Source organism: Pseudomonas sp. F(2018) (assembly GCF_005508865.1).
GTDB lineage: Bacteria > Pseudomonadota > Gammaproteobacteria > Pseudomonadales > Pseudomonadaceae > Aquipseudomonas.
In genome coordinates this window covers 1,233,046-1,258,925 of the sequence record NZ_SCOM01000001.1, presented here as the reverse complement: position 1 = coordinate 1,258,925, position 25,880 = coordinate 1,233,046, and the positions used below count along the sequence as shown (strand labels likewise).

Below are 25,880 nucleotides of genomic sequence, written 5' to 3'. Positions count from 1 at the left end.
TTTTCTAATCTCCGCCTCAAACTCTTTCAATAATCGTCGCGATGCCCATGCCGCCGCCGACACACAGCGTGGCCAGGCCGTAGCGCAGCTCGCGCTTCTCCAGCTCGTCGAGCAGGGTGCCGAGGATTGCGCAGCCGGTGGCGCCCAGCGGGTGGCCCATGGCGATGGAGCCGCCGTTGACGTTGACCTTGTCCTCGCTGACACCCATGTCCTTCATGAACTTCATGACGACGGAGGCAAAAGCCTCGTTGACTTCGAACAGGTCGATGTCCTCAACGGACAACCCAGCCTTGGCCAGGGCCTTGCGCGTGGCCGGCGCCGGGCCGGTGAGCATGATGGTCGGGTCGGTACTGGTCACCGCGGTGGCGACGATCCGCGCACGCGGCTTCAAGCCCAGTTCCTTGCCCTTGGCCGGGCTGCCGATCAGCATCAGCGCCGCGCCATCGACTATCCCTGAGCTGTTGCCTGGGGTGTGTACGTGCTCGATGCGCTCGACATGGCTATACACGCGCAAGGCGGTGGAGTCGAAACCCATCTGCCCCATCATCTCGAAGCTCGGCTTGAGCTTGCCCAACCCCTCAAGGGTGGAGTCACCACGAATGAATTCGTCGTGGTCGAGGATGACGATGCCGTTCTGGTCGGTCACCGGAATCAGCGATTTGTTGAACGAGCCGTCGGCGCTGGCACGCGCGGCCTTCTGCTGCGAGCGCAGGGCGAAGGCGTCCACATCGCTACGACTGAAGCCTTCCAGGGTGGCGATCAAGTCGGCGCCAATGCCCTGCGGCACGAAGCTGGTGTGGATATTGGTTTCCGGGTCCATCACCCAGGCGCCGCCATCGGAGCCCATCGGCACGCGCGACATGGATTCCACGCCGCCGACCACCACCAGGTCCTCGAAGCCGGAACGCACCTTCATCGCACCCATGTTCACCGCTTCAAGGCCCGAGGCGCAGAAGCGGTTGAGCTGCACGCCGGACACGCTGACGTCCCAGTCCGCCACCATCGGCGCGGTCTTGGCGATGTCGGCGCCCTGATCGCCAACCGGAGTCACGCAGCCGAGCACGATATCGTCGACCTGACGGGTATCCAGCGCATTGCGCTCCTGCAGCGCGCGCAGCAGGCCGGCCACCAGATTGACTGGCTTGACGCTGTGCAGCGCGCCGTCCTTCTTGCCCTTGCCGCGCGGCGTGCGCACGGCGTCGAAAATATATGCTTCGGTCATGACGTCCCTCGGAACATGGCAGCGGCGGATGCCGGGTCGCATAACCTTAATTGCCTGCCCCGAGGACTCAATGACCGATTCGCTCAGGCCTATTGACCGTTGGGCCCAGACGAATGGTCGCCTGCGCTCGGCCCGTTTCGCTGCAGGCCGCGGTGCGTCTGGCTCAAGGCGCGGCGCCTCATGGAAAGCCCCGAGGCAATAACTACGCGATTCTGCTGATGCCTTTGTAGAAGCGAAGTTGTCTAAGCTGCAAGTGACGACACCCCTAGGATTAACCGTGCAAGGTGCCGCCGCCGGGTTTTGCCGGGGCGGCTTTTTTGTCCGCGCCACGGTGTGGGGGCTCGTCCTGCGACGCAACTGCAGGCCACTGGCCAGAACACCAACAAGAACAAAGGCAGTAGCATCATGTTCAAACAAGCCAAGTATCGGCAGGCGAGTCTCATCGTCCTTGCCACCACCGTTATCCTGATCCTGCCCAACGTGACTCGTCTGGTCGGCTGATCGTTCTTTCCCCGCCGTGGCCCGATGCCGTAGCGCTCGGGCCGCGGAACAACCCCTCCTGCAATCCACCCTTCCTACTCTCTGCCGCAGACGCCGCTGTGCTAGCGTGGAATTCCGTCCATGCCTGAGGCCATCGCCATGCGTACCCTGCTGCTCAGCCTGTGCCTGTGCCTGCCACTCGCCGCGCAGGCCGGCGAAATCGACCAGCCCGCCGCCCTGAAAGCCCTGCAACGCAGCGATGCCGTGCTGATCGACGTACGCACCGAGGATGAGTTCGTCAGCGGCGCCCTACCCGGTGCCCATCTGATCCCCCACGAACAGATCGCCCAGCACATCGCCGCCGTGGCGCCGGACAAGAACGTCCCCATCGTCCTCTACTGCCGCAGCGGCCGCCGCTCCGGCATCGCCCAGGACAACCTGCAGGCGCTGGGCTACACCCAGGTGATCAACGCCGGCGGCTACGAACAACTGCAACCCGCACTCAAGGACTGATATGCGCAACCCGCTCAAACACTTTGTCCATCTGCCCCTGCTCGCCGCCCTGCTGGCACCCGCCGCCTGGGCCGCCGAGCTCAAACTGGAGCTTGCCGGCGGCAGCCGCAGCTGGAGCACCGCACAGCTTCTGAGCCACCCGCAGGCGCAGAAGATCGAGATCCCGGCCGACGTGGCCTACAAGCGCGACATGACCTATCGCGCCGTGCCGCTGGCCACCCTGCTCGACGGTGTGCAGCCCGGCGACCATCTGCAGGCCGTGGCCCTGGATGGCTTCGCCGCCGAACTCCCCGCCGCCCCGCTACTCAGCACCCAGGGCGCCCGCGCCTGGCTGGCGGTGGAAGACCCGGCCCAACCCTGGCCCGCACTGGCCACCGGCAAACCCAGCGCCGGGCCCTTCTATCTGGTGTGGCAGAACCCGGAAGCCGCGCAGATCGGCCCGGAGCAATGGCCCTTCCAGGTTTCCCACATCCGCCTGCTCAGCCCAGTCGCCCAACGCTTCCCCGCCCTGCTCCCGGCAGCCGACGCCAGCGCCGAAGTGCAGGCGGGTTTTGCGGTATTCCAGAAGAACTGCCTGGCCTGCCATCGCCTGAACGGCGCGGGGGATTCGCACTTCGGGCCGGACCTGAATATTCCGCATAGCCCGACGGAGTATTTCGCGGGGGATTTTTTGCGGCAGTACATTCGTGATCCGCAGAGCCTGAGGAAGTGGCCACAGGGGCGGATGCCGGGGTTTAGTGAGGAGGTTTTGAGTGATACGGAGTTGGGGGAGCTGATTAAGTACTTAACTCAAATGGCGGCAAGGAAAAACAACTGAACCCACTTTACCATCTGACTCACCTTGAGGTAGGTTTCACGAAATGGCCACATGACATCACCACAACGATGGCAGCATGTTGAGCCATAGAGTGTTCTTCGCTTAACAAGCAATGGAGGCAACAATGGCATCGAAGCCGTTAATATTCGAGCCCGAGATAGATACTCTTGCAACCCTCGTCGAAGAAGGCGCCAGAGCATCCTCACATAATATCTCTCGATTCATTGAGCCTGCCCCAGGAACACTTCGTCGAGCAAAATCCAAAAGGCATCACTTAATTTTCGGTCGCCGTGGGTCCGGCAAAAGCAGCCTCCTCCTAAAGGCCGGCGATGAGCTAGAGAGGGCTAATCATCCAATTGCCTTAGTCGATCTAGAACCATTCAAAGGCATCATTATCCGGACCTGCTTCTCTCTGTACTAATTGCAACATTAAAAAAATATGAAATTTGGCTCAAAGATCACCGACGGGATAACTGGCTAAAGTCACTCTTCACGAAACTACACTTCTGGAAACGTAGCGAGATCACCACCAAATCCCTCCTCCTAGACATACAAACAGCAATTAAAAATCTAGAAGAACAACTGCATCTTACCGACGAAGCCAACATAAAGAAAACCACCTCCGACGATCAGAGCCAGCAACTCGACAAAAAGCAGAGAGCCTCTTTAGGTTTAAACAGTGAAACCATCGCTCCTTCCATTGAAGAAGAAATAGCAGCTAGAGTTACCGCGCAATCATCCAGAGAAATAATCGAAGAAACAAAAAGATCCAAGAAGGATTATCTTCTAAGGCAAATCCTAGAGTACCAAAAAATATTTCGAGAGCTCTCTAACCTTACCGGCTATGCCAGCTATCTTTTTCTTGATGATCTTTACCATCTACGCCGCGACGATCAAGCCAGCATCCTTGACTACTTCCACCGAGTAGCCAAGAACAACAATTTATGGCTAAAAATCGGAACAATAAAGAATCGCTCAACTTGGTATGTCCACGGCCCTCAGCCCATGGGATTAAAGATTGGAGATGATGCAGACGACATCAACCTCGACTTAACACTGGAAAAATTCTCATCCGCGAGAGACTTCCTACTTAAAATCCTAGACTCTTACTCCAACGATGCAGCAGCACCTAAAATCACCAAATTCGTGGCAGATGGTGGAGTTGATAGACTGGTGATAGCCTCCGGAGGCGTAACCCGAGACTTTCTTGGGATTTTCCGGAGGTCTATTAATGAAACAAGAGAGCGTCTGAGTCAAAATCCTGGCCATCCAAGAGGTCCGAAAATCGGAGCAGAAGATATAAATGTAGCTGCTGGCAGCTACGGAGACACAAAAAGAGAGGAATTTGAAAGAGACACACTTGAAGACAGAAAAAGACTGGAGGACATGTTCGACAAGATCAAAGCATTCTGCCTTGAAAAAAACAAAGCTAATGTTCTGCTTGTTGACCAAGAAGCAAGCGATGCAGAGCACGACACCATTCAAGAACTTGTAGACCTTCGCCTAATCCATCAAATCAGATCGCGAGTCACAGAAAAATCAAGAACAGGAAATATATTTAGAGCACTCCTCCTCGACATAAGCCAATACACTGGCGAGCGCACACGAAGGGACATCAACATGATCGAATTCTGGCGACCAGAGAACAAAGAAATCTTAAGAAAATCTAAATATATATTTGACCCTGCCATGACCGTCGAAGAGATCCAAAAAGCAAGCAAAGCGATTAGAGCTACCGAAAGCGCATCGGCAGACAAAAAGAAACCTGCAAATCAACTCGACATAGATTTCTAGCAGTAGGGAAAAGACCACGCCTTGTGGCCTAAGTAGGCGCTAAATCGCCACACTTTCCTCGGCCCCATCTGCAATTTCGCCTTGCACGGCGAGTCACTTTCTCTTGTTTGCCCAAGAGAAAGTAACCAAAGAGAAGGACACCCGGCATCCAGGTTTCGCTACGAGAAACTTCCCTCCCTCCGGTGCCGGGCTTGCAAGGGCCATCCATGGCCCTTTAAGCCTTTCGCCGCATCCATGCGGCTCACCCCTCTGCGCAACACCTCCACTCGGCCTCCTGACGGGGACTTGGGCTCCGAGTTGCCTGATGCCTTTCGTGTTGATCGCTCCCGTGTTGTGGGGAGGTTATGGGTATGGCACAGGGAGGGAGGGGCCGGAAGAAGCCGGGGAACGCCGGAAGAGGCCGGATGGCGCGGGTTTGCGGTGGGTACTCGGTGCCAAACGGGCGCAAGGTAAAAACAGGCCGGTCTGCGTGCCGGCCGTCGAAATTCGCGAGCAGTTTGGCATCAGGTCAGACAAGAGCGAGCCCTAGACCATCCATCCGCCCGCCCAAACAACGCGGCCGATGATCTGTAATTCGGCAAGGCGGTCCCTAGGCACCGTTAGCTCTTTGTATTCCTTGTTGTGGCTAATGATGAGCACAGATCCATCGAACTGGCGCTGCAGGCGCTTGGCGTACAGGTGGTCATCGAGCATAACCACATAGACACCCTCGCCCTCTAGGGTATTGCGGCGCTGGTCGATCATGACCGTGTCGCCATCATCCAGAAGGCCCAGCATCGAGTCACCATCCACGCGTAGGCAAGCCAGTTCGGATGGGGTCAGCCCCTTCTTACGCAGGCTGTATCGGGTGAAGGACAGATGCACTAGGACGCGCGAGCGCTCATTCCAGGAGCCACTGCCCGCGCTACAGCGCGCGTCATAAAGCGGTATGTAGGCGTACGGATCATCCTCATCAGCAGGCGCGGATGCGGACGTGCCGAAAGCCAACCACATGGAATCCGCCTTGGCTGCAGCAGCTATCTGCTCCAGCCTGTCCAGCGTTGGGTACGTATCCCCCTGCAGATAACTGCGCAGCGTTGCTTCTGAAAGCCCGCAGTCGCGAGAAAAACTGCGAAGGCTACGTCCAGCAAACGCTGATTTCAGCCTTTCCTTGAAACATCCGATTCCTTGGGTAGGAATCGGATGCTCCTGCTTTTCCGCATCCGAATCGTCCGATTCTCTGTAACCCATTGATTTCATTCCGCTTGCAAGGTTTTCCGCGCACGCATCCGTGAAAAAACTAATCGGATGCGAATATTTCTGTTGTTGTGCGTATATTTTCTAGCTATTGTCTATCCGGAACCGGTCGTTAGATGGCCGGCCATAACCACCCGCCAAGATGGTTTCTAGATGGACGTTATCGATATCCCTGCAGACCTTGAGCAGCGCTGGGAGTGGATCAAGTACCAGCTGCGCATCAATGACTGCTCAACCGCTGAGCTTGCCCGCCAGTTGAGCGTGACGGATCGAGCTATCCGCAACGCCAAGCTGCGTCCCTATCCCCGTATAGAGCGAGCCATCGCCCAAGCCCTAGGCATAGACCCATGGCGCCTCTGGCCGGAGCGCTGGAACGCCGATGGAACGCCGCACAGGCAGCGCCCCAACCGGGCCGAAAGTTTGTATTCCAGTACAAAAACGGAATTGCGAAAGCATAACGCAGCGTGTCCGGTTGGACACCGTAAAAAGGCTATGGAGGCTTGAACATGCGTCACGGAAAAGACCATCTGACCCTGGACTTGTTCTTCACCATCCCTCAACCGACCCACGCTGCGCCTGGGCAAGGCAACTACTCCGCCCAGGTCAGCCAGATCGTTAGCGACATCCTCAAGGCTTCACCTCTGGATCGCGACGAAGTTGCTGCTCACATGACAGCTCTTTCTGGAGATCACATCTCCACAGCGATGCTCAATGCCTGGTCCAGCCCAGCTCGGCTCGACAATAACCTTCCTTTCTATAGGGCAGCCCTGATTGAGGAGGTGTGCTCCAGCCATCTGCTGACTGATTGGTTGGTCAGTGTGCGGGGTGGCCATGTGGCTTATGGGCGAGATGCACTGAACGCTGAGCTGGGCCGTCTGGAGCGTCAGCGCGACGAGGCTGCGCGCCAGGCTCGCGAGCTGAAGCGTCTGCTTTCGGGTGGCAAACATGCGTAGCTGGTACACCGCCCAAGAGCTTGCTGGTCTGCCGGGTATGCCGGGCACTGACCGCAACGTCCGGCTCATGGCCGAGCGCGAAGGCTGGGAAGGCCAACGTCGCCTCGGCTCTAAGGCCATCGAATACGGTTTTGCTGCCCTCCCGCCGGAGACCCAGGCCGCGCTGCTGACAGCCTCGGTCGGTGTCGAGAAGGCAGAGCTCGCCACAGTTCAGGATCAAAAGCTTGCATCGCGTGACGCGGTTCCGGCGTCACGCCTTACAGACGATCAACGCGACGTGATGACTGCGCGCCTGGCTTTCGTTCGTGAAATTGAGCGGATGAGCCAGTTGGTCAGCCAGCAGCGGGCCATCATGACCCTGGTTGGCCTGGCCCGCGATGGTCAGCTCAGCCCTTACCTTGCAGCCCGCGTCGAGCGCGCCAACGACCGCAAGACGGCCGACCGCTCGCTGTCCGAGCGCACCCTCAAGCGCTGGCTGGCCGACTACCGCAAGCATGGCGAAGCCGGCCTGGCGCCTGCCCGTCGCAAGGCAGACCTGAGCGTGCCGGACTGGGCGGCGGACTTCCTGCGCTGCTACCAGCGCCCGACCAAGCCAGCGGTCGAGCGAGCCTACGCCGAGTTCTGCACCAAGTTCCGGGGCAACACCCCGAGCATCCACCAGGTGCGTCGCTTCCTGGAGAAGCTCAGCCCGGAGGCCCGCGAGCGTGGTCGCTACAGCCCGCAGGAACTAAAGGCCTTCCAGCCGTTCCGCCGGCGCACCACCAAGAACCTGCTGCCCGGCGACGTGTACACCGCCGACGGCCACAAGTTTGACTCGGAGGTGATCAACCCCCACACCGGCAAGCCGCACCGCCCCGAGATCACCACAGTCCTGGACGTGGCGACCCGGCGTGTCCTGGGCGTGTCCATCGGCGAGGCCGAGAACGCCATCGACGTGATGTTCGCCCTGCGCGATGCCATCCAGCGCGGCGGCATGTTCGCCCTGTTCTATGTGGACAACGGCAGCGGCTTTGCCAACGAGGCAGTGCGCGAGGTGGTTGATCGCCTGGGCGGTGAGATGGTGCATGCGCTGCCCTACAACAGCCAGGCGCGTGGCCTGATCGAGCGCGCCCACCGGACCATTTGGGTGGCGGCGGCCAAGAAACTGACCAGCTACATCGGCGTCGACATGGACAAGCACGCTGGCACCAAGGTGCACCGCATCAGCCGCCAGCAGCTGCGCGACCAAGGCAGCACGCGCCTGATCCCGACCATGGCCGAGTTCATGGCTGCCGCTGAGATCGAGATCGAGGACTACAACAACAAGCCGCACCGTGCGCTGGCCAAGATCCGCGACGCCGGTACCGGCCGCATGCGTCACATGAGCCCCAACGAAGCCTGGGAAGCGGCACGCGGTACCGGCTGGGAGCCGATGCTGGCGCCGGCCGAGCTGGTCAGCGACCTGATGCGACCGCAGGTGGTGCGCCGCACAGTGCGCGGTGAGATCACCTGGGACGGCAATCGCTACTTCCTCAATGAGCTGCGCCACATCCACGGAGAGGACGTGCGCATCGCCTACGACGTGCGTGACGCCAGCCGAATCTGGGTGCGCACCATGGATGGCGAGCTGATCGGCGAGGCCCTGCTTGATGGCAACGCCAGCGACTACATGCCACTGAACCGCATCGAGAAGGCGCGCGACCGCCGAGCCCAAGGCCAGCTCAAGCGCGGCATCGACAAGCTGGAGACCCTGACCGGGGCGCGTGTCGAGCTGGTGGCCTCGACCACCGCAGCCAACGCCAACCTGGAACCGGCCCTGCTGGAACAGGCCCAGCACTACGCCGAGCTGGCCATGGAGCGCCAGGCGGCCGAGTTCGAGGTGCCCGGCGATGCGATGGCCCGCTACGACCTATGGCAGCGGCTGGATGCACGCCAGAAAGCAGGCGAATCGCTGAGCCAGGACGAAGCCAGCTGGCATGCCAGCTACCCGCGCCACATCGACTTCAAATCCATTCAACGCATGTACGACTTCGCGGCCGAACAGGCCCGCGCTTGACCAGGGGAGCAACACCTATGAGCGTTTCAAAAATCGTCCCTCTCACCAACGTCGGCCTGCTGTCGGCTGCCATCGACCGCGCCCTGCAGCGCCCCATCGGCTTGCCTGGCCTAGTGGTCATGTACGGCCCGAGCGGCCTGGGCAAGTCGGTAGCTGCTGCCTACGCCGCCAACCTGCACCGTGCCTACTACGTCGAGTGCCGTGACACCTGGAGCAAGAAAGCCCTGCTGCAGGCGATTCTGCGCGAGATGGCCGTGAGCCCGGCCCGAACCCTGTCGGAGATGGTCGACCAGGTAGCCGAGCAGCTCAGCCGCAGCAACCGTCCACTGATCGTGGACGACGTGCAATACCTGCTGGAGAAGTCTGTCGCCAACGTCCTGACTGACCTCTACAACGCCAGCCAGGGCACCATCGTGCTGATCGGCGAGGAAGGGGTGGCCGCCAGCCTGGGCAAGCTGGAGCGTCTGCACAACCGCGTGCTGGAGTGGGTGCCGGCACAGGCTGCAAGCCTTCCCGACGTTAAGCGCCTGGCCTCCGAGTGCTACCCGAAACTGCAGCTGGCCGATGACTTGCTGTCCGACCTGGTCAACTCGGTGCGCGGCTGTCTGCGCCGCGTTGCCGTTAACCTCTATCGAGTGAACAGCGAAGCCACCGCCACCGGCCAGACGAGCATCGACTTGGCTACCTGGGGCAAGAAAGGCTGGTTTACCGGCCAGGCCCCGGCACGGAGGGCCGCCTAATGCGCTCCGGCAAGAAACCCGTTCACCTGGCCATGACCGGCGGAAAGCTGCCGCGCCAGCGCATGTGGGAGGCCATCCGCGAGCTAGCAACGGGCGCTGGCGAGCTGAGCACCTACAACGTCTCCCGCCGCGCGGGCCAGGACGACGAGGCCGCGCGTGATTACCTGCGCGCCCTGGCTAAGGCCGGCATCGTTCGTCAGCTCAATGCGCGTGACCGCGACGCCACCTGGGAGTTGCTGCAGGACGAGGGCGTCGAAGCCCCGCGTGTCAACAAGCGCGGCGAGCGTATGCCGCCGGATGGCGTCGAGTGCATCTGGCGAGCCCTGCGCATCGTGGGCGAGCTGAGTGCCTCCGAGGCTGTCGAGCAGGCACGTGCCGGCGGCGCCAAGATCACCGAAGACGGCGCCCGCATCTACCTGCAGGGGCTGGCCCTGGCCGGCTATGTCACCCGCGATGGTGGCACCGCAGGCAAGCCCTCGGTCTTTCGTCTGCTACCCGGTCGTAACAGCGGCCCGCTGCACCCGATCTACCAGCGCAACACCTATGCCCAGGTCTACGACCCGAACCTGAATCGTGTGGTTTGGACGAAGGGCCAGGGCACCGAGGTCGAGCGCCTGCGCGGCCTCCTGCGCGAGTGGCTAGGAATTGACGACTGGCAGGACGAAAGCATCGCCTCCGCTGGCCTGGTCAAGCGTACCCGCAAGGAGGTGCAAGCATGAGCCAGGCCGCCCACGTCGACCTGTCCGCTTGGGGCAAGCAGCCCCCCCTGTTCGTGACCCTGCTGGCGCGCGAGGTCGAGCAGAGCAACCGCACCAAGGCAGGCGAGCGCATCGGCATGAGCCGAACCACCGTGACCCTGATCCTGCAGAACCGCTACCCGTCGCCCACCACCAGAGGCGTCGAGCGGCGAGTGCTCGATGCGCTCGGGCGTATCGAGTGCGTTGCTATCGGCGAAATCGTCACCGCCGAGCAGTGCCAAACCTACCGCGAACGCAAGGCCCCCACCCACAACCCGATGGCCATGCAGCACTGGCGCGCCTGCCAGCATTGTCCGAACAACCCTAGCTGCAACGCACAGGAGCAACGCCATGTCCGCCACTGAGCAACGCCCGCTGAAAGTGCTGACCGCAGACCATCGCGCCAAGGTCGCCAACTTCAACCAGGCCTGTCGCGACCTGCAGCGCCTGGGCATCCGCCTGCATCGCGTCGACCTAGTCGAGAACCGCCTGGCCGTCGACCACGTGGCCGGCCGCTTCCTGGTGCAAGAGCGCCATGTCGTCGGGCTGACCCGGCGGCCAACGGCCGGCAGCACCTTCTACACGGCGCAGTTTCAAGGCGTGACCCTCGAATGGCGCGAGCCCATCAGCCACACCCGCCCGAGCGAATACGCCGGCCCCACCTTTCACTGATTAGGAGTAGATCCATGTACGGAACCCCCGAAATTCAAGCCGGTTTCTGGCAGGACGCCCAAGGGCGCTTGGTGCCGGTCGGCATGATCAAACCCATCGACCAGGAGCGTGACCGCCTGGTGCGTGATCTGGTTAAGAGCGCCATCGAGCTGAACAGCAAGATGGCCAGCTTCAAGGCCACTGCCTTCGGCGACGTTCGCGCCTTCATCGAGATGAGCTTCGAGGAGTACGGCGCCAAGGTCGGCGGCAAGAAAGGCAACGTCACCCTGCTGACCTACGACGGCCGCTACAAGCTGCAGATCGCTGTCCAGGACTCGATCAGCTTTGACGAGCGTCTGCAGGCGGCCCGCGCCCTGATCGACGAATGTCTGGCCGAGTGGACCGAGGGCGCCCGGCCTGAGGTGGTCACCCTGGTCAACGATGCCTTCCGCACCGACACCAAGGGCGAGATCCGCACCGCCCGCGTACTGGCCCTGCGCCGACTCAAGATTGAGGACAAGCGCTGGAAGCGTGCGATGGACGCCATCGGCGAAGCCTGCCTGGTCACCAGCTCGAAGGAATACATCCGCCTCTATGAGCGGGTGGGCGACAGCGACGAATACCTGCCGATCAGCCTGGACATGGCCAGCATCCGCATGCCGGAAGAGCATGCCCCGAAGGCTATGGAGGTGCACTGACATGGCCGCCACAACCATCGCCTATTGCTTCGCTTCGGGGCACATCCAGTTCGGTCCGTCTGTGCCAGACGGAGCTATCGGTATTGCAAAGGGCGAAGCCCAGAAGGTGCGAGACGTGATCGAGGTAACCGCACGCTTGTCGGTGTATGACAACGAAACGCTGTTCGTGCCGGGCATCCCTGAGGCAGCAAGCCAACGCGATGGGATGGTCGCGCTTGCGCGCTACATCCAGTTCCTGGGCGAGCGTAATGGGCCCGGCTTCCGGGCAATGGGGGCCTGACATGCAGCGTTATCACGACACCAGCACCGACCCCCTACCGATTCGCTCGCCATACCACGAGCAGGAGCGGCAACGCCTGGAAGAGCTGACTGCCGAATTTCTGGCCAAAGGCGGCCAGGTTCAGGAGGTCGGCTTCCAGATGCGCGACAAATACACCTTTGTGATCGCACCAGAAAAGACGCCGATTTACTCACACCTGTTTGTCCGGCCGGAGGCCGGGCCGCTGCGCGCCAAGGCGCAGCCGGCGCCCGCATGCGCTCCGGCCAAGCCGGACATCGAGATCGAGCAAATGCAGGACGAGCAATCGGAGCAGCTCCAGGTCGTCGAGAAGGACCGCTGCTCGGACCTGACTACGCCCCAGCTGGCTGCCCGCCTAATGGTCCAGGCCAAGCTCGGCGCCTCGCCGATGGCGGCCGCCGAAGCTGTCGGCGTCACTGAGAAACAGGCGCGCCAGCTGGCCCGTGACTTCCGTTTCACCTTCAACCGCCAGCGCTAGGAGACCCAGCACATATGGCCAAACACACCATCACTGTCAGCGACATGGAGGGAGGTATTTCTATCCGCGTAGAGGGCGATGGCGCTCTGGAAAGCACTGCTTCCGGGCGTGTCGTCAAGACATTGGTAGAAGTCGCCGGGCGCGTAGTTGCGCTCCAGGCTAGCGACTGCAACTGCCCGAAATGCCAAGCCAGACGCGGAGCCGAAGGCCAGGCCAACCCCGCCGAATCCAAACCCACCCTGCACTAAGCGAGGAGCAACACCATGAGTCTGACCCAAAAAGAACTGATCGAGACCATCCGTAATGACCTGGGCGTGGGCGGCACTCCTATCAGCCTGACCCAGGTTGAAGCGGTGCTGCGCTACTACGGCACTGTAGCTGCGCGCGCCCTCAAGGAAGACGGCGAAGTGCCGCTGCCGGGCCTGGGAAAGCTCAAGGCCAGCCAGCGTGCCGCCCGTACCGGTCGCAACCCGGCCACCGGCAAGCCCATCGAGATCCCGGCCAAGACCACCGCCAAGCTGGTTGTCGGCAAAGGCCTGGACGAGGCCCTTAACCAACCCTAAGCGAAACCACCCCGGCCTGGCCGGGGCTGGTCTGCCCAGCGTGGTGGCTGGGTACTGATGAGCAGCCACGAATGAGCATGAAACCCAGAACCGACCGAGTCCGCCAGCAGGACACAAAGCGCCAGCAGAACAAGCGCGACCGCGATGCCGCGCATGCTGAGCGGGTCGGCGCCGAGAGAACCAAGATCACCACCTACCGTGGCACCCGAGCCGATCTGGAGCTGATGCAGCAGGTCGGCGGCTACGAGGAACGGGACGAGGTGATCACCCTGACCATCCGCTACATGGCGGGTCTGGCGCGCCGCGATCCGGCCGCCTTCCGGGCCGCTATGGACCCGAGGAACCCAGCATGAGCAGCGCCGCGCTGAAGAAGATTCACATTGCCCGCCGCGACATGGGCCTGGATGACGATGTATACCGCTCGATCCTGGCCCGCGTGGCCGGCGTGCGGTCTTCCAAAGAGCTGACGCCTCACCAGATCGGCCGCGTTCTGGCCGAGTTCGAGCGCTTGGGGTGGGTGGCCAAGCCGGCCGCCAAGCGCGCGACCAAACGCACCGGCCGCGTGGCGCCGAACCCATCGGACGAGCGCCAGGCCCTAGTCGGCAAGATCGAGGCGCAGCTCGCCGAAGCTGGACGCCCGTGGGAATACGTCGATTCCATGGCCCGCCGCATGTACAAGGTCGAGCGTGTCGAGTGGTGCGACCCGACCCAACTGCGTGGCGTGGTGGCAGCTCTGACCAAAGATGCCAAACGCAAAGTGAGGGCTGAGTGATGAACCTGGAGCAAGTCCGCTCCCTGTTGCCACAGCAGATCCAGGACATTGTCGAGGCCATCGGCTTTCCGGCTACCCAACGCCTGGTGGAAGAGCTGGGCGGCACGACCTGGCCTGTGGCAAAAGGCGTTCGCCGCTTGGGAATCATCCGCCATGAAGCGCTCAAGGAAGTGGTAGGCGAGGACGCGGCGAACATCATGGCCAAGCGGTGGGCGAACGTGCCGTTGTATATTGCGAAGTGCGATGCTCCATTGCGCAGGCTTCGCGATATGGAGATCAACCGCCAGTTCGAGCAGGCCGTGCGTGAAGGCGTTAGCGCCAACGTGGTCGTCAACGAGCTGGCCCGTACATTCGGTCTCAGCGACCGGTGGATTTGGGCGATACTCAAACAGCCATCGCCCGAGGCGACTGGAGACCTGTTCCATTGAAGGAGGGAGCAATCATGTGGCGTAACTGGATAATGGCCGGGGCGCTGTTGGCAGCCTGCGGAGTGTCGCATGCACAGGCATCGACCGACCCGCTGACGGATATGGCGGTCACCGAGTTCCGTGAAGCAGCCGCCCAGGCCGCCAGCAATGACGGCACGCTTGCCCAGCAGGCCGCCTATCTCATGCAGGTAAAGAACGGGCTGTCTCTGTACCGTGATGGCGCGCTTACGAGCCAGGACGCCGAGCTGCTAGCCCACTTGGTGGATCAGCAGCAGCAGGCCGCCAAGCAAGCCAGATCCTCGGGCGGTCTGAGTAAGCAAGACCTGCAGCTTGCCGAGCTGATGCAGAAATCAGCCGCGCTAGCCAAGGAAATCCTAGCGCTCGACCGTACCGGGAAGGCTTACCAGCAGCGCATGGAGAGCTTCCACAACGGCATAGGGTACGATGCCTATCGATACGCCCAAGACCAGGGAATAGAACAGCTCTGACCCGCCACCGAAGCCCCGCACCAAGCGGGGCTTTTGCTATCTACTGAACCCCTTCCAGCTAATCCCGCGTGCCGCCAGGCTTGAACATGGCGGCATGAAAACTAAAGCCGCTCATCGCACTCTCACTTCGCCCCGCGACTACGCGGCGGCAGTGCTCGCCGAGCCTTCGCTGGAGCGGCGCCAGGGCCTGATGGAGCGTTGCCCGGCAGATTGGCGCGAGATGGTCGAAGAGCATGTGCGCTCGGCCTTTCCCAAGGTCAACGCCTATCGCCGCCACCAGCGCGAACGGGCCGAAGGCTCCAAGCAGAAGCCCCCGGCAGCCCCGCGCCGTCAAGACACCCCCAACGTAACCCAGCACCGCAAGAGCGAGCCGGAGGTCGGCAACGCCGCTCTGGCGCGGCTGCGTGCGTCTGTACAGGGAGTCCAGTAGATGGGCATCAAGACGCGCCTACTGGTGGCGACTCTCAGCGTGGCCACGCCTGTGGTCGGCTACTACGAAGGCCGCAGCCTGCTGGCCTACGTTGATCCGGTGGGTACGCCAACCATCTGTGACGGCTGGACCCGAGGGGTCCGCTTGGGCGACCAGGCCACCCCGGCACAGTGCGACGCATACACCCGCCAGGGCCTGGAGGAGGCAGCCGCCGTGTTTGAGCGGTGGGTGCCGGACAACGTGGCCAACAGCCTGACGCCCAAGACCCTCGCCGCCTTCCTGTCCTTCATCTACAACGCCGGCCCTGGTGGTAAGGGCGTGAAGGACGGCTTTGTCTGGCTCAAGAAAGGCGGCCACTCGACCATGCTGCTGCACCTGCAGGCTGGCCGGATCGCTGAGGCCTGCGCGCAGCTTCCCTACTGGAGCAAAGCGGGCGGGCGCCAGCTGCGCGGCTTGGTCCTGCGCCGAGAGGCTGAGCGCAAGCTCTGCGAGGAGGGCCTGCAGTGACCTGGCTTAACCACCTCAGCAAGCTGGCTCCCTTGATCGTGACCATCGCCCTGGTGGTGGGGTGGAACCTCGCCATTGAGCATTGGAAATCGGCCGCCTACGAAAAGGGTTACGCCAAGGCCACTGACGAGGGCGCCCTAGCCCTTGAGAAGAAGAGCGGCGAGTACCAGCAGCTGGAGCTTGTGCGCGCCCAGGCCGCCGAGGCCAGTGCCAAAGCTGCCACCAAACGCTTGCAGGAAGAGCAGGCCCGCAACAACCAGCTGGCGGCCGACCTGGCCGAGCAGCGACGCACCCACCGCCAAACCACCGACCGACTCTCTGGGGAGATTGCCCGTGTCAACGACCTCTACCGCAAGGCGCTCGACGCTGAGCCTGAGCCTCTGCCTGCTTGCGTGTTCACTCGTGGCTGGGTGCGCGTTTACGACGAAGCCACCGGAGCCCGACCCGCAGTGTCCGAAGCCGCAGATCCCGGCCGAGCTGCTGCGCAAGGCGCCGAAAGCCAAGCCCTTGACCAGCTCGATGCAGGCATCGGCCGCACCGAAGTCCTCGCCCATCACGTCCACTACGCCGAGCAGTGTCGCAACGTGGCCGACCAGCTGGACGCTCTGATCGACGCCGTGGAGGGCCACTGATGCAAATGGATTTTACCGAGGCTGTGGGCTGGGCCATCTCGCTGCTGGGGATCTTCAGCGGCTTGGTGTTCAGCCTGGTCAAGTTGCTGCTGAGCCAGATGGAGAAGCGCCTGGGCGAGCGCTTCGCCGCCCAGGACAAAGAGATCGCCAAGCTCGCAGAGCTGGAAAAGGACTTTCTGCGCTTCCAGGCAGAGTTGCCTCTGCAATACGTCCATCGCCAGGACTACGTGCGCAACCAGACCATCATCGAAGCGAAGCTCGATGGCCTACGGGACAGGCTTGAAGTCGTCCAGATCAGAGGAGCTAAAGAATGATTGACGCCGCCAAGATTCGCCGGGAGTCCATGCGCTGGTACATCCTGCTTACCCTGAACAACGCTCGCCCGGTGGACCCGCACGAGGCCCTGGTCCTCTCTACCATCCAGGGCATCTACACCGATGCTACCCAGCACGAGGTCCGCCGCGAGCTGGACTACCTGGCCGACCGTAGCCTGGTGACCCTGAAGAAAGAGCCCAGCGGCGTGTGGGTCTGCGGTTTGACGCACTACGGCGTGGACATCGCGGAGTACACCATCGAGTGCAATCCGGGTATTGCACGCCCGGTGCGGGGCTGAGCCATGCCGCCCCGTGGCAAGGTCGCCCAACTACCGCCAGAGCTGAAAGCCTGGCTCGACCAGTACCTGGTGGAAAACAACTTCAGTGGCTATGAGGTGTTATCGGCAGAGCTGGCCACCCGTGGCATCAGCATCGGCAAGTCGGCTCTGCACGCCTACGGTCAGAGCTTCGAGGACCGTCTCTCAGCCTTGCGCATGGCCAGTGAGCAGGCGCGAGCGGTGGTTGCCGCCGCGCCCGACGAAGAAGGCGCGGTAAACGAGGCGCTCATGCGCTTGGTGCAGGAGCACCTGTTCAAGCTGCTGATGGCGGACGGCAAGCAGATCGACCTGCCCAAGGTCGCTAAGGCAGTTGCCGAGCTTGGGCGCGCCGCCGTAGTACAGAAGAAGTGGCAAGCCGAGGTGCGCTCCAAGGTTGAGGCCGCAGCCCAAGCTGTCGAGAAGATCGCCCGCAAAGGCGGCCTCAATGTGGACACTGTGTCTGAGATCCGCCGCGAGATTCTTGGGGTGGCGTCGTGATCGAATTATCGCGGCCTTGGCACATGCGGCTTCAGAGCAGCAACTCGGACGCCATATTTGCACGCGGGGCAAGTGAGCAGGTCTCCACGGTCGTAGGCGTGCAGCGTTACATGCGTACCTTTCTCAAAGCACAAGCTACACAAGAAGTGGTTGGCCTCGCCCTGGGCATTTTCGCCGCGCAACTGATAGGCAAAATTGCCAGATGGAAACTGTCGACGCTCGTATTTGTCGTCCTTCATTCGGGCTTCAGAAAGCTCAGACAGCTCTTTCTTGGTCCTGGCCAACTCATCCAAAAGGCTCATCTGCTCACGCTGCCCCTGAAGCATCTGCTGCTGGAGATCAGCCAACACAGTGTTCAATTCAAACACCCGAGCCTGAATCAGGCTTTCATCCCGAATGGTGACCATTGCCTTGGTTATTCCATAGGCAGCTTTCGTGCTCTCAATGGCACCGGAAACCCACTCCATCATTGCCGTGCTCCTTCGCGCTTCAATTGGCCCCGAAAGGCTACCACTGACTCGGGGGAAGCATGAACACCGGTCCCCAAGCCAACCCCGCTAAGAAGATATCCCCGCTGGCTGAGGCGGTATCTGAAAGCGCAGAGGTTGAAGCGCCCTCTGTCCTGCTCACATACCAGCAACGGTGGGTCGGCCTTCGTGCACCGCTCAAGGTCGGCGAGAAATCGCGCCGTATCGGCCTGACCTGGGCTGAGGCAGCGGACAACGTCCTGGTAGCGGCAAGCTCGACCAAGGCCGGGGGCATGAACGTCTATTACCTGGGCTACAACCAGGACATGACGGTTGAGTACATCCAGGCCTGCGCCATGTGGGCACGGGCCTTCAACTACGCGGCCGGCGAGATCGAGGAAGGCATCTGGGCAGATGAAGACCCAGACAAGCATATCAAGACCTTCACCATCACTTTCCCGTCAGGCTACCGAATCGTTGCCTTGACCAGCCGCCCCAGCAACCTGCGCGGCCGCCAGGGCGTGGTCGTTATCGATGAGGCCGCATTCCACCAGGACCTAGCCGAGCTGCTCAAGGCGGCTCTGGCGTTGCTGATCTGGGGCGGCGAGGTGCATGTCATCAGCACCCACGATGGCACCGATAACCCCTTCAATGAACTGATCCAGGACATACGAGCGGGCAAGCGCAAGGGCGAGCTGTTTCGTTGCACCTTCAAGGAGGCTGTGGCCGATGGCCTTTACCGCCGTGTCTGCCTTCGTAAAGGCACCGAGTGGACGGCCGAGGGTGAGAAAGAGTGGATGGAGTCCGTGTATGCCTTCTATGGCGATGCCGCTGAAGAGGAGCTGGATTGCGTGCCCAGCCAGGGCGGCGGCGCCTACCTGAGCCTGGCGCTTCTGGAGAAGCGTGCGAGCCGCGAGGTGCCAGTGCTACGGCTTGCTTACCCCCAAGGCTACGAGACCATTGCCGAGCACCTGCGCCTGGCCGACTCCTTGTCCTGGTGCGAGCGTAGAGTGCTACCCCTGCTAGAGGCGCTCCCAAGCGACCTTCGCAGCTTTTATGGCATGGACTTCGGCCGCAGTGGCGACCTGTCCGTCATCGTGCCCCTGGTCCAGCTCCAGGACTTGAGGCGGCGCCAGCCGTTCCAGGTTGAGCTGCGCAACGTACCGTTCAAGCAACAGGAGCAGATCCTCTTCTATATCGTCGACCGCCTGCCGGGCTTCCTCGGGGGCAAGAACGATGCACGCGGTAACGGCCAGGCCATAGCCGAGGCCGCCGCCGTCCGGTACGGCCACACCCGCATAGACCAGGTAATGCTTACCGAGGGATGGTATCGGGACAACATGCCGCCATTCAAGGCCGCCCTCGAGGACGGGACGCTCGACCAGATCCCGGCCGACAAGGACACGGTGGACGACTACCGGGCAATCACTGTCATCAAGGGCGTCCCGCGAATCCCCGACGTCCGCACCACCGAGAAGGGCGGCGGGAAGCGGCACGGCGACGCCGCCGTCGCGGGCGTGCTGGCCCACGCCGCCAGCCGCACCCCGGCAGCACCCATTGAATACACCGCAGCCCCCACCAGCGCCAGCCGCTGGGATATGGCCGACCACGACCACGACGACCACGCCGGATTTAAGGGCGGCTGGTAGGAGCCCACATGCTTGTAGATATTTTTGGACGCCCCCTGGAGCGTCAGACGCTGAGCGAGCAACAGACAAGCCGCCTGGCTCAGCTCCAAACCGAGTACGCCGAACACCCGTCCAGTGGGCTGACACCGCCCCGTCTGGCGCAGATCCTGCGCGGCGCCGAGCAAGGCGACCTCCGGGCACAATGCGAACTGTTCCAGGACATGGAGGAGAAGGACGCCCATCTGCTGGCTGAGATCGGCAAGCGGCGCCGCGCGCTCACCACCGTTGAGTGGCAGGTGTCACCGCCTCGCAATCCGACCGCTGCCGAGAAGGCCGAAGCCGACTGGTTGAATGAGATGCTCCAGGACCTGGGTGACTTCGAGGATCTGCTGTTCGACATGCTCGATGCCATCGGCAAGGGCTTCTCCTGCATCGAGCTGGACTGGCAGAAGGTTGGACGAGAGTGGATGCCGGGTGCGTTCAACTATCGGGAGTCCTCCTGGTTCCAGCTGGACCCAGAAACCCGTACCGAGCTGCGCCTGCGCGATGGCTCTCCCGCAGGGGAGGCCCTCAATCCGTTCGGCTGGATTGTCCACCAGCACAAGGCCAAATCCGGTTATGTGGCGCGCGCCGGACTGTACCGTGTGCTGGCTTGGCCCTACCTATTCAAGAACTACGCGGTTCGCGACCTGGCCGAGTTCCTGGAGGTGTACGGCCTTCCTCTGCGTCTGGGCAAGTACCAACCTGGCGCCAGTGCTCAGGAAAAGGCGACCCTGCTGCGCGCGGTTGTGAGCATTGGCCACAATGCAGCGGGGATCATTCCCGAAGGCATGGCCATCGACTTTAAGGAAGCCGCGAAGGGAACGCATGAGCCGTTCGACTGGATGGTCCAATGGGCAGAGAAGAGCATGTCCAAAGCCATCCTGGGCGGTACGCTCACCAGTCAGGCCGACGGCAAGACTGCCACCAATGCTCTGGGCAACGTACACAACGAAGTGCGGCACGACCTCCTCAAGAGCGATGCCAAACAAGTCGCAACTACCCTGCGCCAATACCTGCTCTATCCGCTCCTGGTGCTTAACAAAGGCGGTGATCGCGACCCGCGTCGCCTGCCTCGCTTCCAGTTCGACCTGGTCGAGCCTGAAGACCTGGGCGTCTATGCAGAGGCGCTTCCGCAACTGGTCGACGCGGGCCTGCAGATTCCGGAAAGCTGGGTACATGACAAGCTGCGTATCCCTCTGCCTACCGGCAAAGAGCGAGTCCTGGTCCGGCCGGGAAGCGCAGCGCCTGGCTCTGCCGCTGCTCGTGTCGCGGCACTCAAGTCGGAGCAACCCGCCGACCCGTTGGGCGATCTGGCCGACCAACTGGCCAACGAATGGCAGCCGGTCGCCGCACTGGCCGAGCCGGTGCAGCAGTTGCTGGCCAGCTGCAAGACCCTGGAAGAGTTCCGCGACCGGCTGCCGGAGATCATTCCACAGCTCGACGTTGATGATCTGGCGGAGCTGATCGCCCAGGGCATGTTCGCTGCTGGCTTGGCCGGCCAAAGTGGCGCCGTCTGATGATCGAACTGCGCCCGCTGCCGCCCAAGGAAGCCGTCGAGTACTTCCGCCAGAAGGGTTACGCCATTGGCTTCGACCACCGCGACGTCTGGCAATCCCAGCACCAGGCCGCTTTTACGGTGGCCAAGGCGATGCAACTGGACCTGCTCCAGGACATCCGCGCCGAAGTCGACCGCGCGCTGGCCGAGGGCACCACGCTCCAGGACTTCCGGAAGCGTTTGACTCCAAACCTGCAGGCCAGAGGCTGGTGGGGGCGGCAGGTGCAGCGCGACCCGCAGACAGGAGAGGACCAGGAGGTCCAGCTCGGCAGCCCGCGCCGCCTCAAGGTCATCTATGACAGCAACCTGCGTACGGCCCACGCCGAGGGGCAATGGGCGCGCATCCAGGGCAACAAAGAGGCCTTTCCATTCCTGGAGTATGACGGCGCCAACTCCGAGAACCCGCGTCTGCAGCACAGCGCCTGGGATGGCCTGGTGCTGCCGGTAGATGACCCGTTCTGGCAGGCCCATTGCCCGGTCAAGGAGTTTGGCTGCAAGTGCCGGGTCACCCCCCGGTCTGCGCGACAGCTGGAGCGCCTGGGCAAGTCCGTACGCCAAGCACCGCAGGTGCCTACGCGCCCCTATGTGAATCAGAGAACCGGCGAAGTCCAGCAGATTCCGGTAGGGGTACACCCCGCGTTCCACTATCCACCTGGTGGGCGGCGGGCGAGCCTGTCTCGCCACCTAGTGGAGAAACTGGAGGCCGCTCCGCCACCCATAGTTCGCTCCAGCATTGCCGACCTAGTAACCGGCCCGGCGTTCTCCGAGTGGTATCGCAAACCGGCGGGCGCCTTCCCGTTAGCCTATGTGGGCAAGGAGCTGGCCGAGCGCATGGGGGCCAAGACCCAGCTGGTGGCATTTTCCGAGGAGACCCTGGCCAAGCAGCTGCGCGAGCACCCGGAGATCACGCTGGGCGAGTATGGCGTGGTGCAGACAGCGGTAGACCAGGGGGAGCAGATCCTCGATGCCAGAGACGGCTCGGTCATCTTCATCCTGGAAGAAGAGGGATACGTCACCGTGGTCAAGGCGACGAAGAGCGGCAAGGGACTGTTCATGACTAGTCTGCGCAGGCTGAGCAGCCGGCAAGCCTTGAGGGATCAGGAGTTGCGGCGCCTGCGGAAAAAGGCCGATAAGCTAAACCCAAACTAGATCGGCCGATGCCATGCGGCCATGGTAGCTGGGGGCGGAGATGGGCTTAGAGCGCATTTGGAAGCGTGAGAGTAGGAGCAGGCAGAAAAGCAAACTGCGCATAGAGAGGTCAAAAAGAAACTGGCCAATTCACGCGGAGCTGGTCGCTGCGGTATTCGATGACTTTGCTGAGCTTGCGCGCCATGGCGGCGTTGGAATGACGGTGCAGAAGCCGGGTGACGATGGTTACTCATCAGACCGTTTGTTGGGTCAAGAAGCGGTAATTTTGTCCTTTCATTTCCAGCCAACTGGTCACGGGTTCATTGAGGAGACTGAAAGCGGCCCCAGGATGACTGTTGATATCGAGCATGGGGCACAGTTGGTAGTTCACCACTCTTCCGCCGACGGGGTCGTTCAAGTATTTCTTGAGCCTCCCCAGCTAGAGAGCGACCAAGCGAGGGGCGAACAAAGTAAAGAGCTTTTGATCGACTACACGTACAACACTGACGATCTGACAAGGCGCTGGGTAGAAAAACAGATAGCCCGCTTTTTGGTCTTCAACCGAGTTGAAAGCTTGCTGTTGGACCCAAGCCGCCTGGAAAAAGCCAAGGTGCGACTCTGGCGCTTTCTAGAAGTACGCAACCGTCGGGGCTACCTAGATAACTTCCACCATGTGCTCACGCCATGGCAGTTGGTTGTGATAGCGGCGGTTATGGCAGTGGTGGGGATCGTGAAGTAAGGCAGGCGGTGGGGCCTCCCAGTCTGGCCGAAGCCAGGAACCCCACATAGCCCTCCGCAGCAAGCTGCGTGGTACGGCCGGGAGAATATCACCGTGTCACGTCTGCCTTGCAGGCAAGATAGCACAGCCATTCAGACGGTGTTTCAGGTGGTTGGTCGCCTATGAACTGGTGCCCGTCGGCTGCGGTGGACTGGATCTTCGCATGTCCCTTAGAGCTGCTATAAATGGGCTGCTAGCACTTAGGAGTGCCGGTGGCCTGAATTTCTTGCTTTCTCGCAATCTAACGCCGGTCTAACGCGCTTTACGCCTATAAGGAGCACATGGATGGCAACGTTGAAGCTAAATTTTGAGGCGGACTGGATAAAAGCGCTTCGTACAGAAATGAAAACTGTGTGGGGAGACCCAGTCGACCAGATTGATGACAGAGACGTTCCGGTCAGTTTTTTTGACTCATTTCGTAGAGCCATACCAGCACACGCACGTGCAGTAGAGCTGTCTGATGTTTTCACCGTGCCGCCAGAGCTCGATGCCGGCTGGAACAATCTTGCCGGAAAGGTTAAGGCGGGAATCGATCTGCGTCCGCACTTAAGCGGCGGGCATCAACTGCTTAGCAACCTAGATGGGTTGCTGAACGATTGGGGTATTCACCACTTTCACCTCGGGATTAAGCCTGACCACAAGAACGCTGACTTGGTAGAGCGGACTAGGCCACTGGTATTGGCTTACGTGACCGAAGACACGTTCTATGCCATCGGCATCTTTGCCCATACACCCGCGCCGTGGACAAAAAGCGAACTGATCGAGACCCTTCACCGGAACTGGCCTGGCGCAATTGCCAGATTCCGTATGAACAGCAGTTCAGCGAACGACCTTACCGAAGAGCAGCGTGCCCGTGCTCGTGCGATCAAATTCAATCCTTACACGAAAGTCAGCGATGGCACTGTCTATGCTCCGCCAGGTGGGATTATGAGCCGTGCTGGAACGGACATTCAGGCGACGATACAGGCAGATAAATGGCGGGAAGAGATTCGGGCCCTGCAATCTGATTGCCTGAGGCATCAGGAGACGATCCTCGAAGCAGCTGGTCTTTCACACCTGCCTGGTACCGTGGAGGCGCGGCTCCGGTTTGGCGAGGAAGGACACTATCTTCTTCGCTTTCCAGACCATGGCACCATAGTGGAGCTTGTTCCGACACTGCTTAGCTACTGAACCCCTTCAATCTGCAATAGCCCGCTCTAGCCGCCGAACATGGCGGCATGAGCAAACAAGCCCCCCTCCATACTGCCTTCGCCGCCTGCACCTTCGAGCTGCAGGCCGAAGGCGCGGCTATCCAGCTGTTCCCGGCTGGGGCCTTCAAGGCCCGCGACGGTCGCCCGGCTGACGTCGAGGCCGGTCACTGGCTCATCAATGCCGATATCGCGGCCCGCGTGCTGGCCAAGGCTGCGGCCCGCATCACTGACTTCGTCGTTGACTACGAGCACCAGACCCTCAACAGCGAAAGGAATGGCCAGCCTGCGCCTGCTGCTGGCTGGATCAAGGGAATCGACCTGGAATGGCGCGAAGGCCAGGGCCTGTTCGCTACCGCCCCCCAGTGGACAGAGAAAGGCGCCGCCTTCATTAAGGCCCGCGAATACCGCTACCTGTCCCCCGTCTTCACCTACGACACCCGCACTGGCGCCGTCCTGGAGCTGCGGCACGTCGCCATAACCAATGACCCAGCGCTAGACGGCATGGATTCCCTGCCGGCGCTGGCGGCTGCCCGCTTTCAACTGGCCGACCCGGCCGCCCCATCCGCAGAGGAGAACCACAGTGTGAACCGCGAACAACTGATCGCTCTGCTCGGCCTGGCGTCGGACGCCAGTGACGAGGACATCCAAACCGCCCTGAACACGGTCAAGGGCAATTCCGACAAGCTGCCTGAGCTTCAGTCCCAGCTGGCTGCCGCGAAGGCCAACCCCGACCCGGCTCAGTTCGCGCCGCTGTCGGTGGTTGAAGAACTGAAGAAGGACCTGGTCGCGCTCAAGTCCGACCAGATAGGCCGTGACGTGGAGGAACTGGTTCAGGCCGGTCTGTCTGACGGTCGCCTGCTGCCTGCCCAGGAGAAGTGGGCCCGCGACCTGGGGGGCAAGGATGTCGCCGCCCTCAAGACCTATCTGGCCGACACCCCAGTGATCGCTGCGCTCAAGCGCCAGCAGACCGATGGCCGCGTGCCTGTGCCGACCTCCGTCGAGCAGCTGGACGACGAGGCCACAGCCGTCTGCCGCCAACTGGGCGTCGACCCGAAAGACTACCTGGCAACGCTCAAGGCATAAGGAGCCCCCATGACCGCGCTCGTTCGTGACCGCAATACCGCCCAGCAGATCGCAACCATCCTTTCGGTCGCCCTGGCCGCTAACGCCAAGGTCTTTGCCGGCGGCCTCACCGTAGTCAATGCCAGCGGCTGGGGCGTGCCAGGCGGCACCGCAACCAACCTGACCTATGTAGGCCGCGCCGAGGAGACCGTGGACAACACCGGGGGCGCCAACGGCGCCAAGTCGGTGCCGGTGCGTCGTCTGCAGGCCTTCAAGTGGGTCAACGATGGCTCCATTAACCAGGCCCACCTCATGAAAACCGCCTACATCGTCGACGACCAGACCGTCGCGGCGACTGATGGCACCGGCACCCGCTCCCCGGCCGGCCGCATCGTCGGCATCGAGGCCGACGGCGTGTGGGTGGAATAA

The 25,880-nt window shown here is 61.7% G+C and carries 34 protein-coding genes and 1 other RNA gene; 32 read left to right on the top strand and 3 right to left on the bottom strand.

What is annotated here, in order from left to right; translation table 11 throughout:
• Positions 1 to 16: 16 nt before the first annotated feature.
• On the bottom strand, positions 17 to 1,222 hold the full coding sequence (locus FFS62_RS06150) for an acetyl-CoA C-acetyltransferase (protein WP_137971902.1): 1,206 nt from the start codon (positions 1,220 to 1,222) through the stop codon (positions 17 to 19).
• A gap of 639 nt (positions 1,223 to 1,861) precedes the next feature.
• Here FFS62_RS06150 and FFS62_RS06145 point away from each other — a divergent pair.
• The 3 genes from FFS62_RS06145 to FFS62_RS06135 all read left to right on the top strand — a co-directional run bounded on the left by FFS62_RS06145 (position 1,862) and on the right by FFS62_RS06135 (position 4,826).
• Positions 1,862 to 2,215, top strand: a complete 354-nt coding sequence (locus FFS62_RS06145) for a rhodanese-like domain-containing protein (RefSeq protein ID WP_137972241.1) — start codon at positions 1,862 to 1,864, stop codon at positions 2,213 to 2,215.
• A 1-nt stretch (position 2,216) separates the two neighbouring features.
• Complete coding sequence (locus FFS62_RS06140; protein ID WP_137971901.1) at positions 2,217 to 3,032, top strand: cytochrome c; 816 nt, start codon at positions 2,217 to 2,219, stop codon at positions 3,030 to 3,032.
• 1,005 nt (positions 3,033 to 4,037) lie between these two features.
• A complete protein-coding gene (locus FFS62_RS06135; protein ID WP_137971900.1) occupies positions 4,038 to 4,826 on the top strand; it encodes a hypothetical protein in 789 nt (262 codons plus the stop codon).
• Positions 4,827 to 5,351: 525 nt separating this feature from the next.
• Here FFS62_RS06135 and FFS62_RS06125 read toward each other — a convergent pair.
• Complete coding sequence (locus FFS62_RS06125; protein ID WP_137971898.1) at positions 5,352 to 6,056, bottom strand: S24 family peptidase; 705 nt, start codon at positions 6,054 to 6,056, stop codon at positions 5,352 to 5,354.
• Positions 6,057 to 6,215: 159 nt separating this feature from the next.
• On the opposite strand from FFS62_RS06125, the gene FFS62_RS06120 reads away from it, so the two are divergent.
• The 22 genes from FFS62_RS06120 to FFS62_RS06015 all read left to right on the top strand — a co-directional run bounded on the left by FFS62_RS06120 (position 6,216) and on the right by FFS62_RS06015 (position 17,601).
• Positions 6,216 to 6,566, top strand: a complete 351-nt coding sequence (locus FFS62_RS06120) for a helix-turn-helix domain-containing protein (protein ID WP_137971897.1) — start codon at positions 6,216 to 6,218, stop codon at positions 6,564 to 6,566.
• 2 nt (positions 6,567 to 6,568) lie between these two features.
• Positions 6,569 to 7,015, top strand: a complete 447-nt coding sequence (locus FFS62_RS06115) for a hypothetical protein (RefSeq protein WP_137971896.1) — start codon at positions 6,569 to 6,571, stop codon at positions 7,013 to 7,015.
• Positions 7,008 to 9,050 (top strand): DNA-binding protein, encoded by a 2,043-nt coding sequence (locus FFS62_RS06110; RefSeq protein ID WP_137971895.1) that lies wholly within the window; start codon positions 7,008 to 7,010, stop codon positions 9,048 to 9,050. The genes FFS62_RS06115 and FFS62_RS06110 overlap by 8 nt, the downstream gene beginning before the upstream one ends.
• A 17-nt stretch (positions 9,051 to 9,067) precedes the next feature.
• Complete coding sequence (locus tag FFS62_RS06105) at positions 9,068 to 9,790, top strand: AAA family ATPase (protein WP_137971894.1); 723 nt, start codon at positions 9,068 to 9,070, stop codon at positions 9,788 to 9,790.
• Positions 9,790 to 10,509, top strand: a complete 720-nt coding sequence (locus tag FFS62_RS06100) for a hypothetical protein (protein ID WP_178084349.1) — start codon at positions 9,790 to 9,792, stop codon at positions 10,507 to 10,509. Before FFS62_RS06105 ends, FFS62_RS06100 begins: the two co-directional genes overlap by 1 nt.
• On the top strand, positions 10,506 to 10,892 hold the full coding sequence (locus FFS62_RS06095; protein WP_137971893.1) for a hypothetical protein: 387 nt from the start codon (positions 10,506 to 10,508) through the stop codon (positions 10,890 to 10,892). Before FFS62_RS06100 ends, FFS62_RS06095 begins: the two co-directional genes overlap by 4 nt.
• Positions 10,879 to 11,199, top strand: a complete 321-nt coding sequence (locus FFS62_RS06090) for a hypothetical protein (RefSeq protein WP_137971892.1) — start codon at positions 10,879 to 10,881, stop codon at positions 11,197 to 11,199. The genes FFS62_RS06095 and FFS62_RS06090 overlap by 14 nt, the downstream gene beginning before the upstream one ends.
• Before the next feature lie 14 nt (positions 11,200 to 11,213).
• Complete coding sequence (locus FFS62_RS06085; RefSeq protein WP_137971891.1) at positions 11,214 to 11,876, top strand: DUF3164 family protein; 663 nt, start codon at positions 11,214 to 11,216, stop codon at positions 11,874 to 11,876.
• A gap of 1 nt (position 11,877) precedes the next feature.
• Positions 11,878 to 12,156 carry a host nuclease inhibitor protein gene (locus FFS62_RS06080; protein ID WP_137971890.1) on the top strand — a complete coding sequence of 93 codons (279 nt, stop codon included), beginning with the start codon at positions 11,878 to 11,880 and terminating at the stop codon, positions 12,154 to 12,156.
• 1 nt (position 12,157) lies between these two features.
• A complete protein-coding gene (locus tag FFS62_RS06075; RefSeq protein WP_137971889.1) occupies positions 12,158 to 12,652 on the top strand; it encodes a hypothetical protein in 495 nt (164 codons plus the stop codon).
• Positions 12,653 to 12,915: 263 nt separating this feature from the next.
• Positions 12,916 to 13,215 (top strand): HU family DNA-binding protein, encoded by a 300-nt coding sequence (locus tag FFS62_RS06070; protein ID WP_137971888.1) that lies wholly within the window; start codon positions 12,916 to 12,918, stop codon positions 13,213 to 13,215.
• An RNA gene (locus FFS62_RS06065) (hammerhead ribozyme type II) lies at positions 13,214 to 13,286 on the top strand. The genes FFS62_RS06070 and FFS62_RS06065 overlap by 2 nt, the downstream gene beginning before the upstream one ends.
• Positions 13,287 to 13,292: 6 nt before the next feature.
• On the top strand, positions 13,293 to 13,568 hold the full coding sequence (locus FFS62_RS06060; protein ID WP_137971887.1) for a hypothetical protein: 276 nt from the start codon (positions 13,293 to 13,295) through the stop codon (positions 13,566 to 13,568).
• Positions 13,565 to 13,987, top strand: a complete 423-nt coding sequence (locus tag FFS62_RS06055) for a gp16 family protein (protein ID WP_137971886.1) — start codon at positions 13,565 to 13,567, stop codon at positions 13,985 to 13,987. The genes FFS62_RS06060 and FFS62_RS06055 overlap by 4 nt, the downstream gene beginning before the upstream one ends.
• Positions 13,987 to 14,415 carry a Mor transcription activator family protein gene (locus FFS62_RS06050; RefSeq protein ID WP_137971885.1) on the top strand — a complete coding sequence of 143 codons (429 nt, stop codon included), beginning with the start codon at positions 13,987 to 13,989 and terminating at the stop codon, positions 14,413 to 14,415. Before FFS62_RS06055 ends, FFS62_RS06050 begins: the two co-directional genes overlap by 1 nt.
• Before the next feature lie 14 nt (positions 14,416 to 14,429).
• A complete protein-coding gene (locus FFS62_RS06045) occupies positions 14,430 to 14,903 on the top strand; it encodes a hypothetical protein (protein ID WP_137971884.1) in 474 nt (157 codons plus the stop codon).
• A gap of 94 nt (positions 14,904 to 14,997) precedes the next feature.
• The gene (locus tag FFS62_RS06040) at positions 14,998 to 15,333 is read left to right on the top strand and encodes a hypothetical protein (RefSeq protein WP_137971883.1); all 336 of its coding nucleotides are present in this window, start codon (positions 14,998 to 15,000) and stop codon (positions 15,331 to 15,333) included.
• A complete protein-coding gene (locus FFS62_RS06035) occupies positions 15,334 to 15,840 on the top strand; it encodes a lysozyme (protein ID WP_137971882.1) in 507 nt (168 codons plus the stop codon). It begins immediately after the preceding gene.
• On the top strand, positions 15,837 to 16,472 hold the full coding sequence (locus FFS62_RS06030) for a hypothetical protein (RefSeq protein ID WP_137971881.1): 636 nt from the start codon (positions 15,837 to 15,839) through the stop codon (positions 16,470 to 16,472). The genes FFS62_RS06035 and FFS62_RS06030 overlap by 4 nt, the downstream gene beginning before the upstream one ends.
• Positions 16,472 to 16,786, top strand: a complete 315-nt coding sequence (locus FFS62_RS06025; protein WP_218569271.1) for a hypothetical protein — start codon at positions 16,472 to 16,474, stop codon at positions 16,784 to 16,786. Before FFS62_RS06030 ends, FFS62_RS06025 begins: the two co-directional genes overlap by 1 nt.
• Positions 16,783 to 17,085: a hypothetical protein gene (locus tag FFS62_RS06020; protein ID WP_137971880.1), complete on the top strand. Its 303-nt coding sequence runs from the start codon at positions 16,783 to 16,785 to the stop codon at positions 17,083 to 17,085. The genes FFS62_RS06025 and FFS62_RS06020 overlap by 4 nt, the downstream gene beginning before the upstream one ends.
• Before the next feature lie 3 nt (positions 17,086 to 17,088).
• The gene (locus FFS62_RS06015; protein WP_137971879.1) at positions 17,089 to 17,601 is read left to right on the top strand and encodes a DUF3486 family protein; all 513 of its coding nucleotides are present in this window, start codon (positions 17,089 to 17,091) and stop codon (positions 17,599 to 17,601) included.
• A 5-nt stretch (positions 17,602 to 17,606) separates the two neighbouring features.
• Here the strand turns inward: FFS62_RS06015 and FFS62_RS06010 are convergent, their stop codons facing one another.
• Positions 17,607 to 18,071, bottom strand: coding sequence for a hypothetical protein (locus FFS62_RS06010; protein ID WP_137971878.1), 465 nt, complete (start codon positions 18,069 to 18,071; stop codon positions 17,607 to 17,609).
• 59 nt (positions 18,072 to 18,130) lie between these two features.
• Between FFS62_RS06010 and FFS62_RS06005 the strand changes: the two genes are divergently transcribed.
• The 7 genes from FFS62_RS06005 to FFS62_RS05975 all read left to right on the top strand — a co-directional run bounded on the left by FFS62_RS06005 (position 18,131) and on the right by FFS62_RS05975 (position 25,880).
• The gene (locus FFS62_RS06005) at positions 18,131 to 19,717 is read left to right on the top strand and encodes a hypothetical protein (RefSeq protein ID WP_256662117.1); all 1,587 of its coding nucleotides are present in this window, start codon (positions 18,131 to 18,133) and stop codon (positions 19,715 to 19,717) included.
• Between the two features lie 8 nt (positions 19,718 to 19,725).
• Positions 19,726 to 21,255, top strand: a complete 1,530-nt coding sequence (locus FFS62_RS06000) for a DUF935 domain-containing protein (protein ID WP_137971877.1) — start codon at positions 19,726 to 19,728, stop codon at positions 21,253 to 21,255.
• Complete coding sequence (locus FFS62_RS05995) at positions 21,255 to 22,442, top strand: phage minor head protein (protein WP_137971876.1); 1,188 nt, start codon at positions 21,255 to 21,257, stop codon at positions 22,440 to 22,442. Before FFS62_RS06000 ends, FFS62_RS05995 begins: the two co-directional genes overlap by 1 nt.
• Positions 22,443 to 22,482: 40 nt before the next feature.
• Positions 22,483 to 23,160 (top strand): hypothetical protein, encoded by a 678-nt coding sequence (locus tag FFS62_RS05990; protein WP_137971875.1) that lies wholly within the window; start codon positions 22,483 to 22,485, stop codon positions 23,158 to 23,160.
• Between the two features lie 324 nt (positions 23,161 to 23,484).
• Entirely contained in the window at positions 23,485 to 24,369 is an 885-nt protein-coding gene (locus FFS62_RS05985; RefSeq protein ID WP_137971874.1) for a hypothetical protein, read from the top strand.
• Between the two features lie 47 nt (positions 24,370 to 24,416).
• Positions 24,417 to 25,472, top strand: a complete 1,056-nt coding sequence (locus FFS62_RS05980) for a phage protease (RefSeq protein ID WP_137971873.1) — start codon at positions 24,417 to 24,419, stop codon at positions 25,470 to 25,472.
• A 9-nt stretch (positions 25,473 to 25,481) separates the two neighbouring features.
• Positions 25,482 to 25,880 (top strand): hypothetical protein, encoded by a 399-nt coding sequence (locus FFS62_RS05975; protein WP_137971872.1) that lies wholly within the window; start codon positions 25,482 to 25,484, stop codon positions 25,878 to 25,880.

What these genes read in the sequence shown, in the direction of transcription:
- FFS62_RS06150 (WP_137971902.1), bottom strand. Translation starts at nt 1,222, where the DNA reads ATGACCGAAGCATATATTTTCGACGCCGTGCGCACGCCGCGCGGCAAG.
- FFS62_RS06145 (WP_137972241.1), top strand. Translation starts at nt 1,862, where the DNA reads ATGCGTACCCTGCTGCTCAGCCTGTGCCTGTGCCTGCCACTCGCCGCG.
- FFS62_RS06140 (WP_137971901.1), top strand. Translation starts at nt 2,217, where the DNA reads ATGCGCAACCCGCTCAAACACTTTGTCCATCTGCCCCTGCTCGCCGCC.
- FFS62_RS06135 (WP_137971900.1), top strand. Translation starts at nt 4,038, where the DNA reads ATGGGATTAAAGATTGGAGATGATGCAGACGACATCAACCTCGACTTA.
- FFS62_RS06125 (WP_137971898.1), bottom strand. Translation starts at nt 6,056, where the DNA reads ATGGGTTACAGAGAATCGGACGATTCGGATGCGGAAAAGCAGGAGCAT.
- FFS62_RS06120 (WP_137971897.1), top strand. Translation starts at nt 6,216, where the DNA reads ATGGACGTTATCGATATCCCTGCAGACCTTGAGCAGCGCTGGGAGTGG.
- FFS62_RS06115 (WP_137971896.1), top strand. Translation starts at nt 6,569, where the DNA reads ATGCGTCACGGAAAAGACCATCTGACCCTGGACTTGTTCTTCACCATC.
- FFS62_RS06110 (WP_137971895.1), top strand. Translation starts at nt 7,008, where the DNA reads ATGCGTAGCTGGTACACCGCCCAAGAGCTTGCTGGTCTGCCGGGTATG.
- FFS62_RS06105 (WP_137971894.1), top strand. Translation starts at nt 9,068, where the DNA reads ATGAGCGTTTCAAAAATCGTCCCTCTCACCAACGTCGGCCTGCTGTCG.
- FFS62_RS06100 (WP_178084349.1), top strand. Translation starts at nt 9,790, where the DNA reads ATGCGCTCCGGCAAGAAACCCGTTCACCTGGCCATGACCGGCGGAAAG.
- FFS62_RS06095 (WP_137971893.1), top strand. Translation starts at nt 10,506, where the DNA reads ATGAGCCAGGCCGCCCACGTCGACCTGTCCGCTTGGGGCAAGCAGCCC.
- FFS62_RS06090 (WP_137971892.1), top strand. Translation starts at nt 10,879, where the DNA reads ATGTCCGCCACTGAGCAACGCCCGCTGAAAGTGCTGACCGCAGACCAT.
- FFS62_RS06085 (WP_137971891.1), top strand. Translation starts at nt 11,214, where the DNA reads ATGTACGGAACCCCCGAAATTCAAGCCGGTTTCTGGCAGGACGCCCAA.
- FFS62_RS06080 (WP_137971890.1), top strand. Translation starts at nt 11,878, where the DNA reads ATGGCCGCCACAACCATCGCCTATTGCTTCGCTTCGGGGCACATCCAG.
- FFS62_RS06075 (WP_137971889.1), top strand. Translation starts at nt 12,158, where the DNA reads ATGCAGCGTTATCACGACACCAGCACCGACCCCCTACCGATTCGCTCG.
- FFS62_RS06070 (WP_137971888.1), top strand. Translation starts at nt 12,916, where the DNA reads ATGAGTCTGACCCAAAAAGAACTGATCGAGACCATCCGTAATGACCTG.
- FFS62_RS06060 (WP_137971887.1), top strand. Translation starts at nt 13,293, where the DNA reads ATGAAACCCAGAACCGACCGAGTCCGCCAGCAGGACACAAAGCGCCAG.
- FFS62_RS06055 (WP_137971886.1), top strand. Translation starts at nt 13,565, where the DNA reads ATGAGCAGCGCCGCGCTGAAGAAGATTCACATTGCCCGCCGCGACATG.
- FFS62_RS06050 (WP_137971885.1), top strand. Translation starts at nt 13,987, where the DNA reads ATGAACCTGGAGCAAGTCCGCTCCCTGTTGCCACAGCAGATCCAGGAC.
- FFS62_RS06045 (WP_137971884.1), top strand. Translation starts at nt 14,430, where the DNA reads ATGTGGCGTAACTGGATAATGGCCGGGGCGCTGTTGGCAGCCTGCGGA.
- FFS62_RS06040 (WP_137971883.1), top strand. Translation starts at nt 14,998, where the DNA reads ATGAAAACTAAAGCCGCTCATCGCACTCTCACTTCGCCCCGCGACTAC.
- FFS62_RS06035 (WP_137971882.1), top strand. Translation starts at nt 15,334, where the DNA reads ATGGGCATCAAGACGCGCCTACTGGTGGCGACTCTCAGCGTGGCCACG.
- FFS62_RS06025 (WP_218569271.1), top strand. Translation starts at nt 16,472, where the DNA reads ATGCAAATGGATTTTACCGAGGCTGTGGGCTGGGCCATCTCGCTGCTG.
- FFS62_RS06020 (WP_137971880.1), top strand. Translation starts at nt 16,783, where the DNA reads ATGATTGACGCCGCCAAGATTCGCCGGGAGTCCATGCGCTGGTACATC.
- FFS62_RS06015 (WP_137971879.1), top strand. Translation starts at nt 17,089, where the DNA reads ATGCCGCCCCGTGGCAAGGTCGCCCAACTACCGCCAGAGCTGAAAGCC.
- FFS62_RS06010 (WP_137971878.1), bottom strand. Translation starts at nt 18,071, where the DNA reads ATGATGGAGTGGGTTTCCGGTGCCATTGAGAGCACGAAAGCTGCCTAT.
- FFS62_RS06005 (WP_256662117.1), top strand. Translation starts at nt 18,131, where the DNA reads ATGAACACCGGTCCCCAAGCCAACCCCGCTAAGAAGATATCCCCGCTG.
- FFS62_RS06000 (WP_137971877.1), top strand. Translation starts at nt 19,726, where the DNA reads ATGCTTGTAGATATTTTTGGACGCCCCCTGGAGCGTCAGACGCTGAGC.
- FFS62_RS05995 (WP_137971876.1), top strand. Translation starts at nt 21,255, where the DNA reads ATGATCGAACTGCGCCCGCTGCCGCCCAAGGAAGCCGTCGAGTACTTC.
- FFS62_RS05990 (WP_137971875.1), top strand. Translation starts at nt 22,483, where the DNA reads ATGGGCTTAGAGCGCATTTGGAAGCGTGAGAGTAGGAGCAGGCAGAAA.
- FFS62_RS05985 (WP_137971874.1), top strand. Translation starts at nt 23,485, where the DNA reads ATGGCAACGTTGAAGCTAAATTTTGAGGCGGACTGGATAAAAGCGCTT.
- FFS62_RS05980 (WP_137971873.1), top strand. Translation starts at nt 24,417, where the DNA reads ATGAGCAAACAAGCCCCCCTCCATACTGCCTTCGCCGCCTGCACCTTC.
- FFS62_RS05975 (WP_137971872.1), top strand. Translation starts at nt 25,482, where the DNA reads ATGACCGCGCTCGTTCGTGACCGCAATACCGCCCAGCAGATCGCAACC.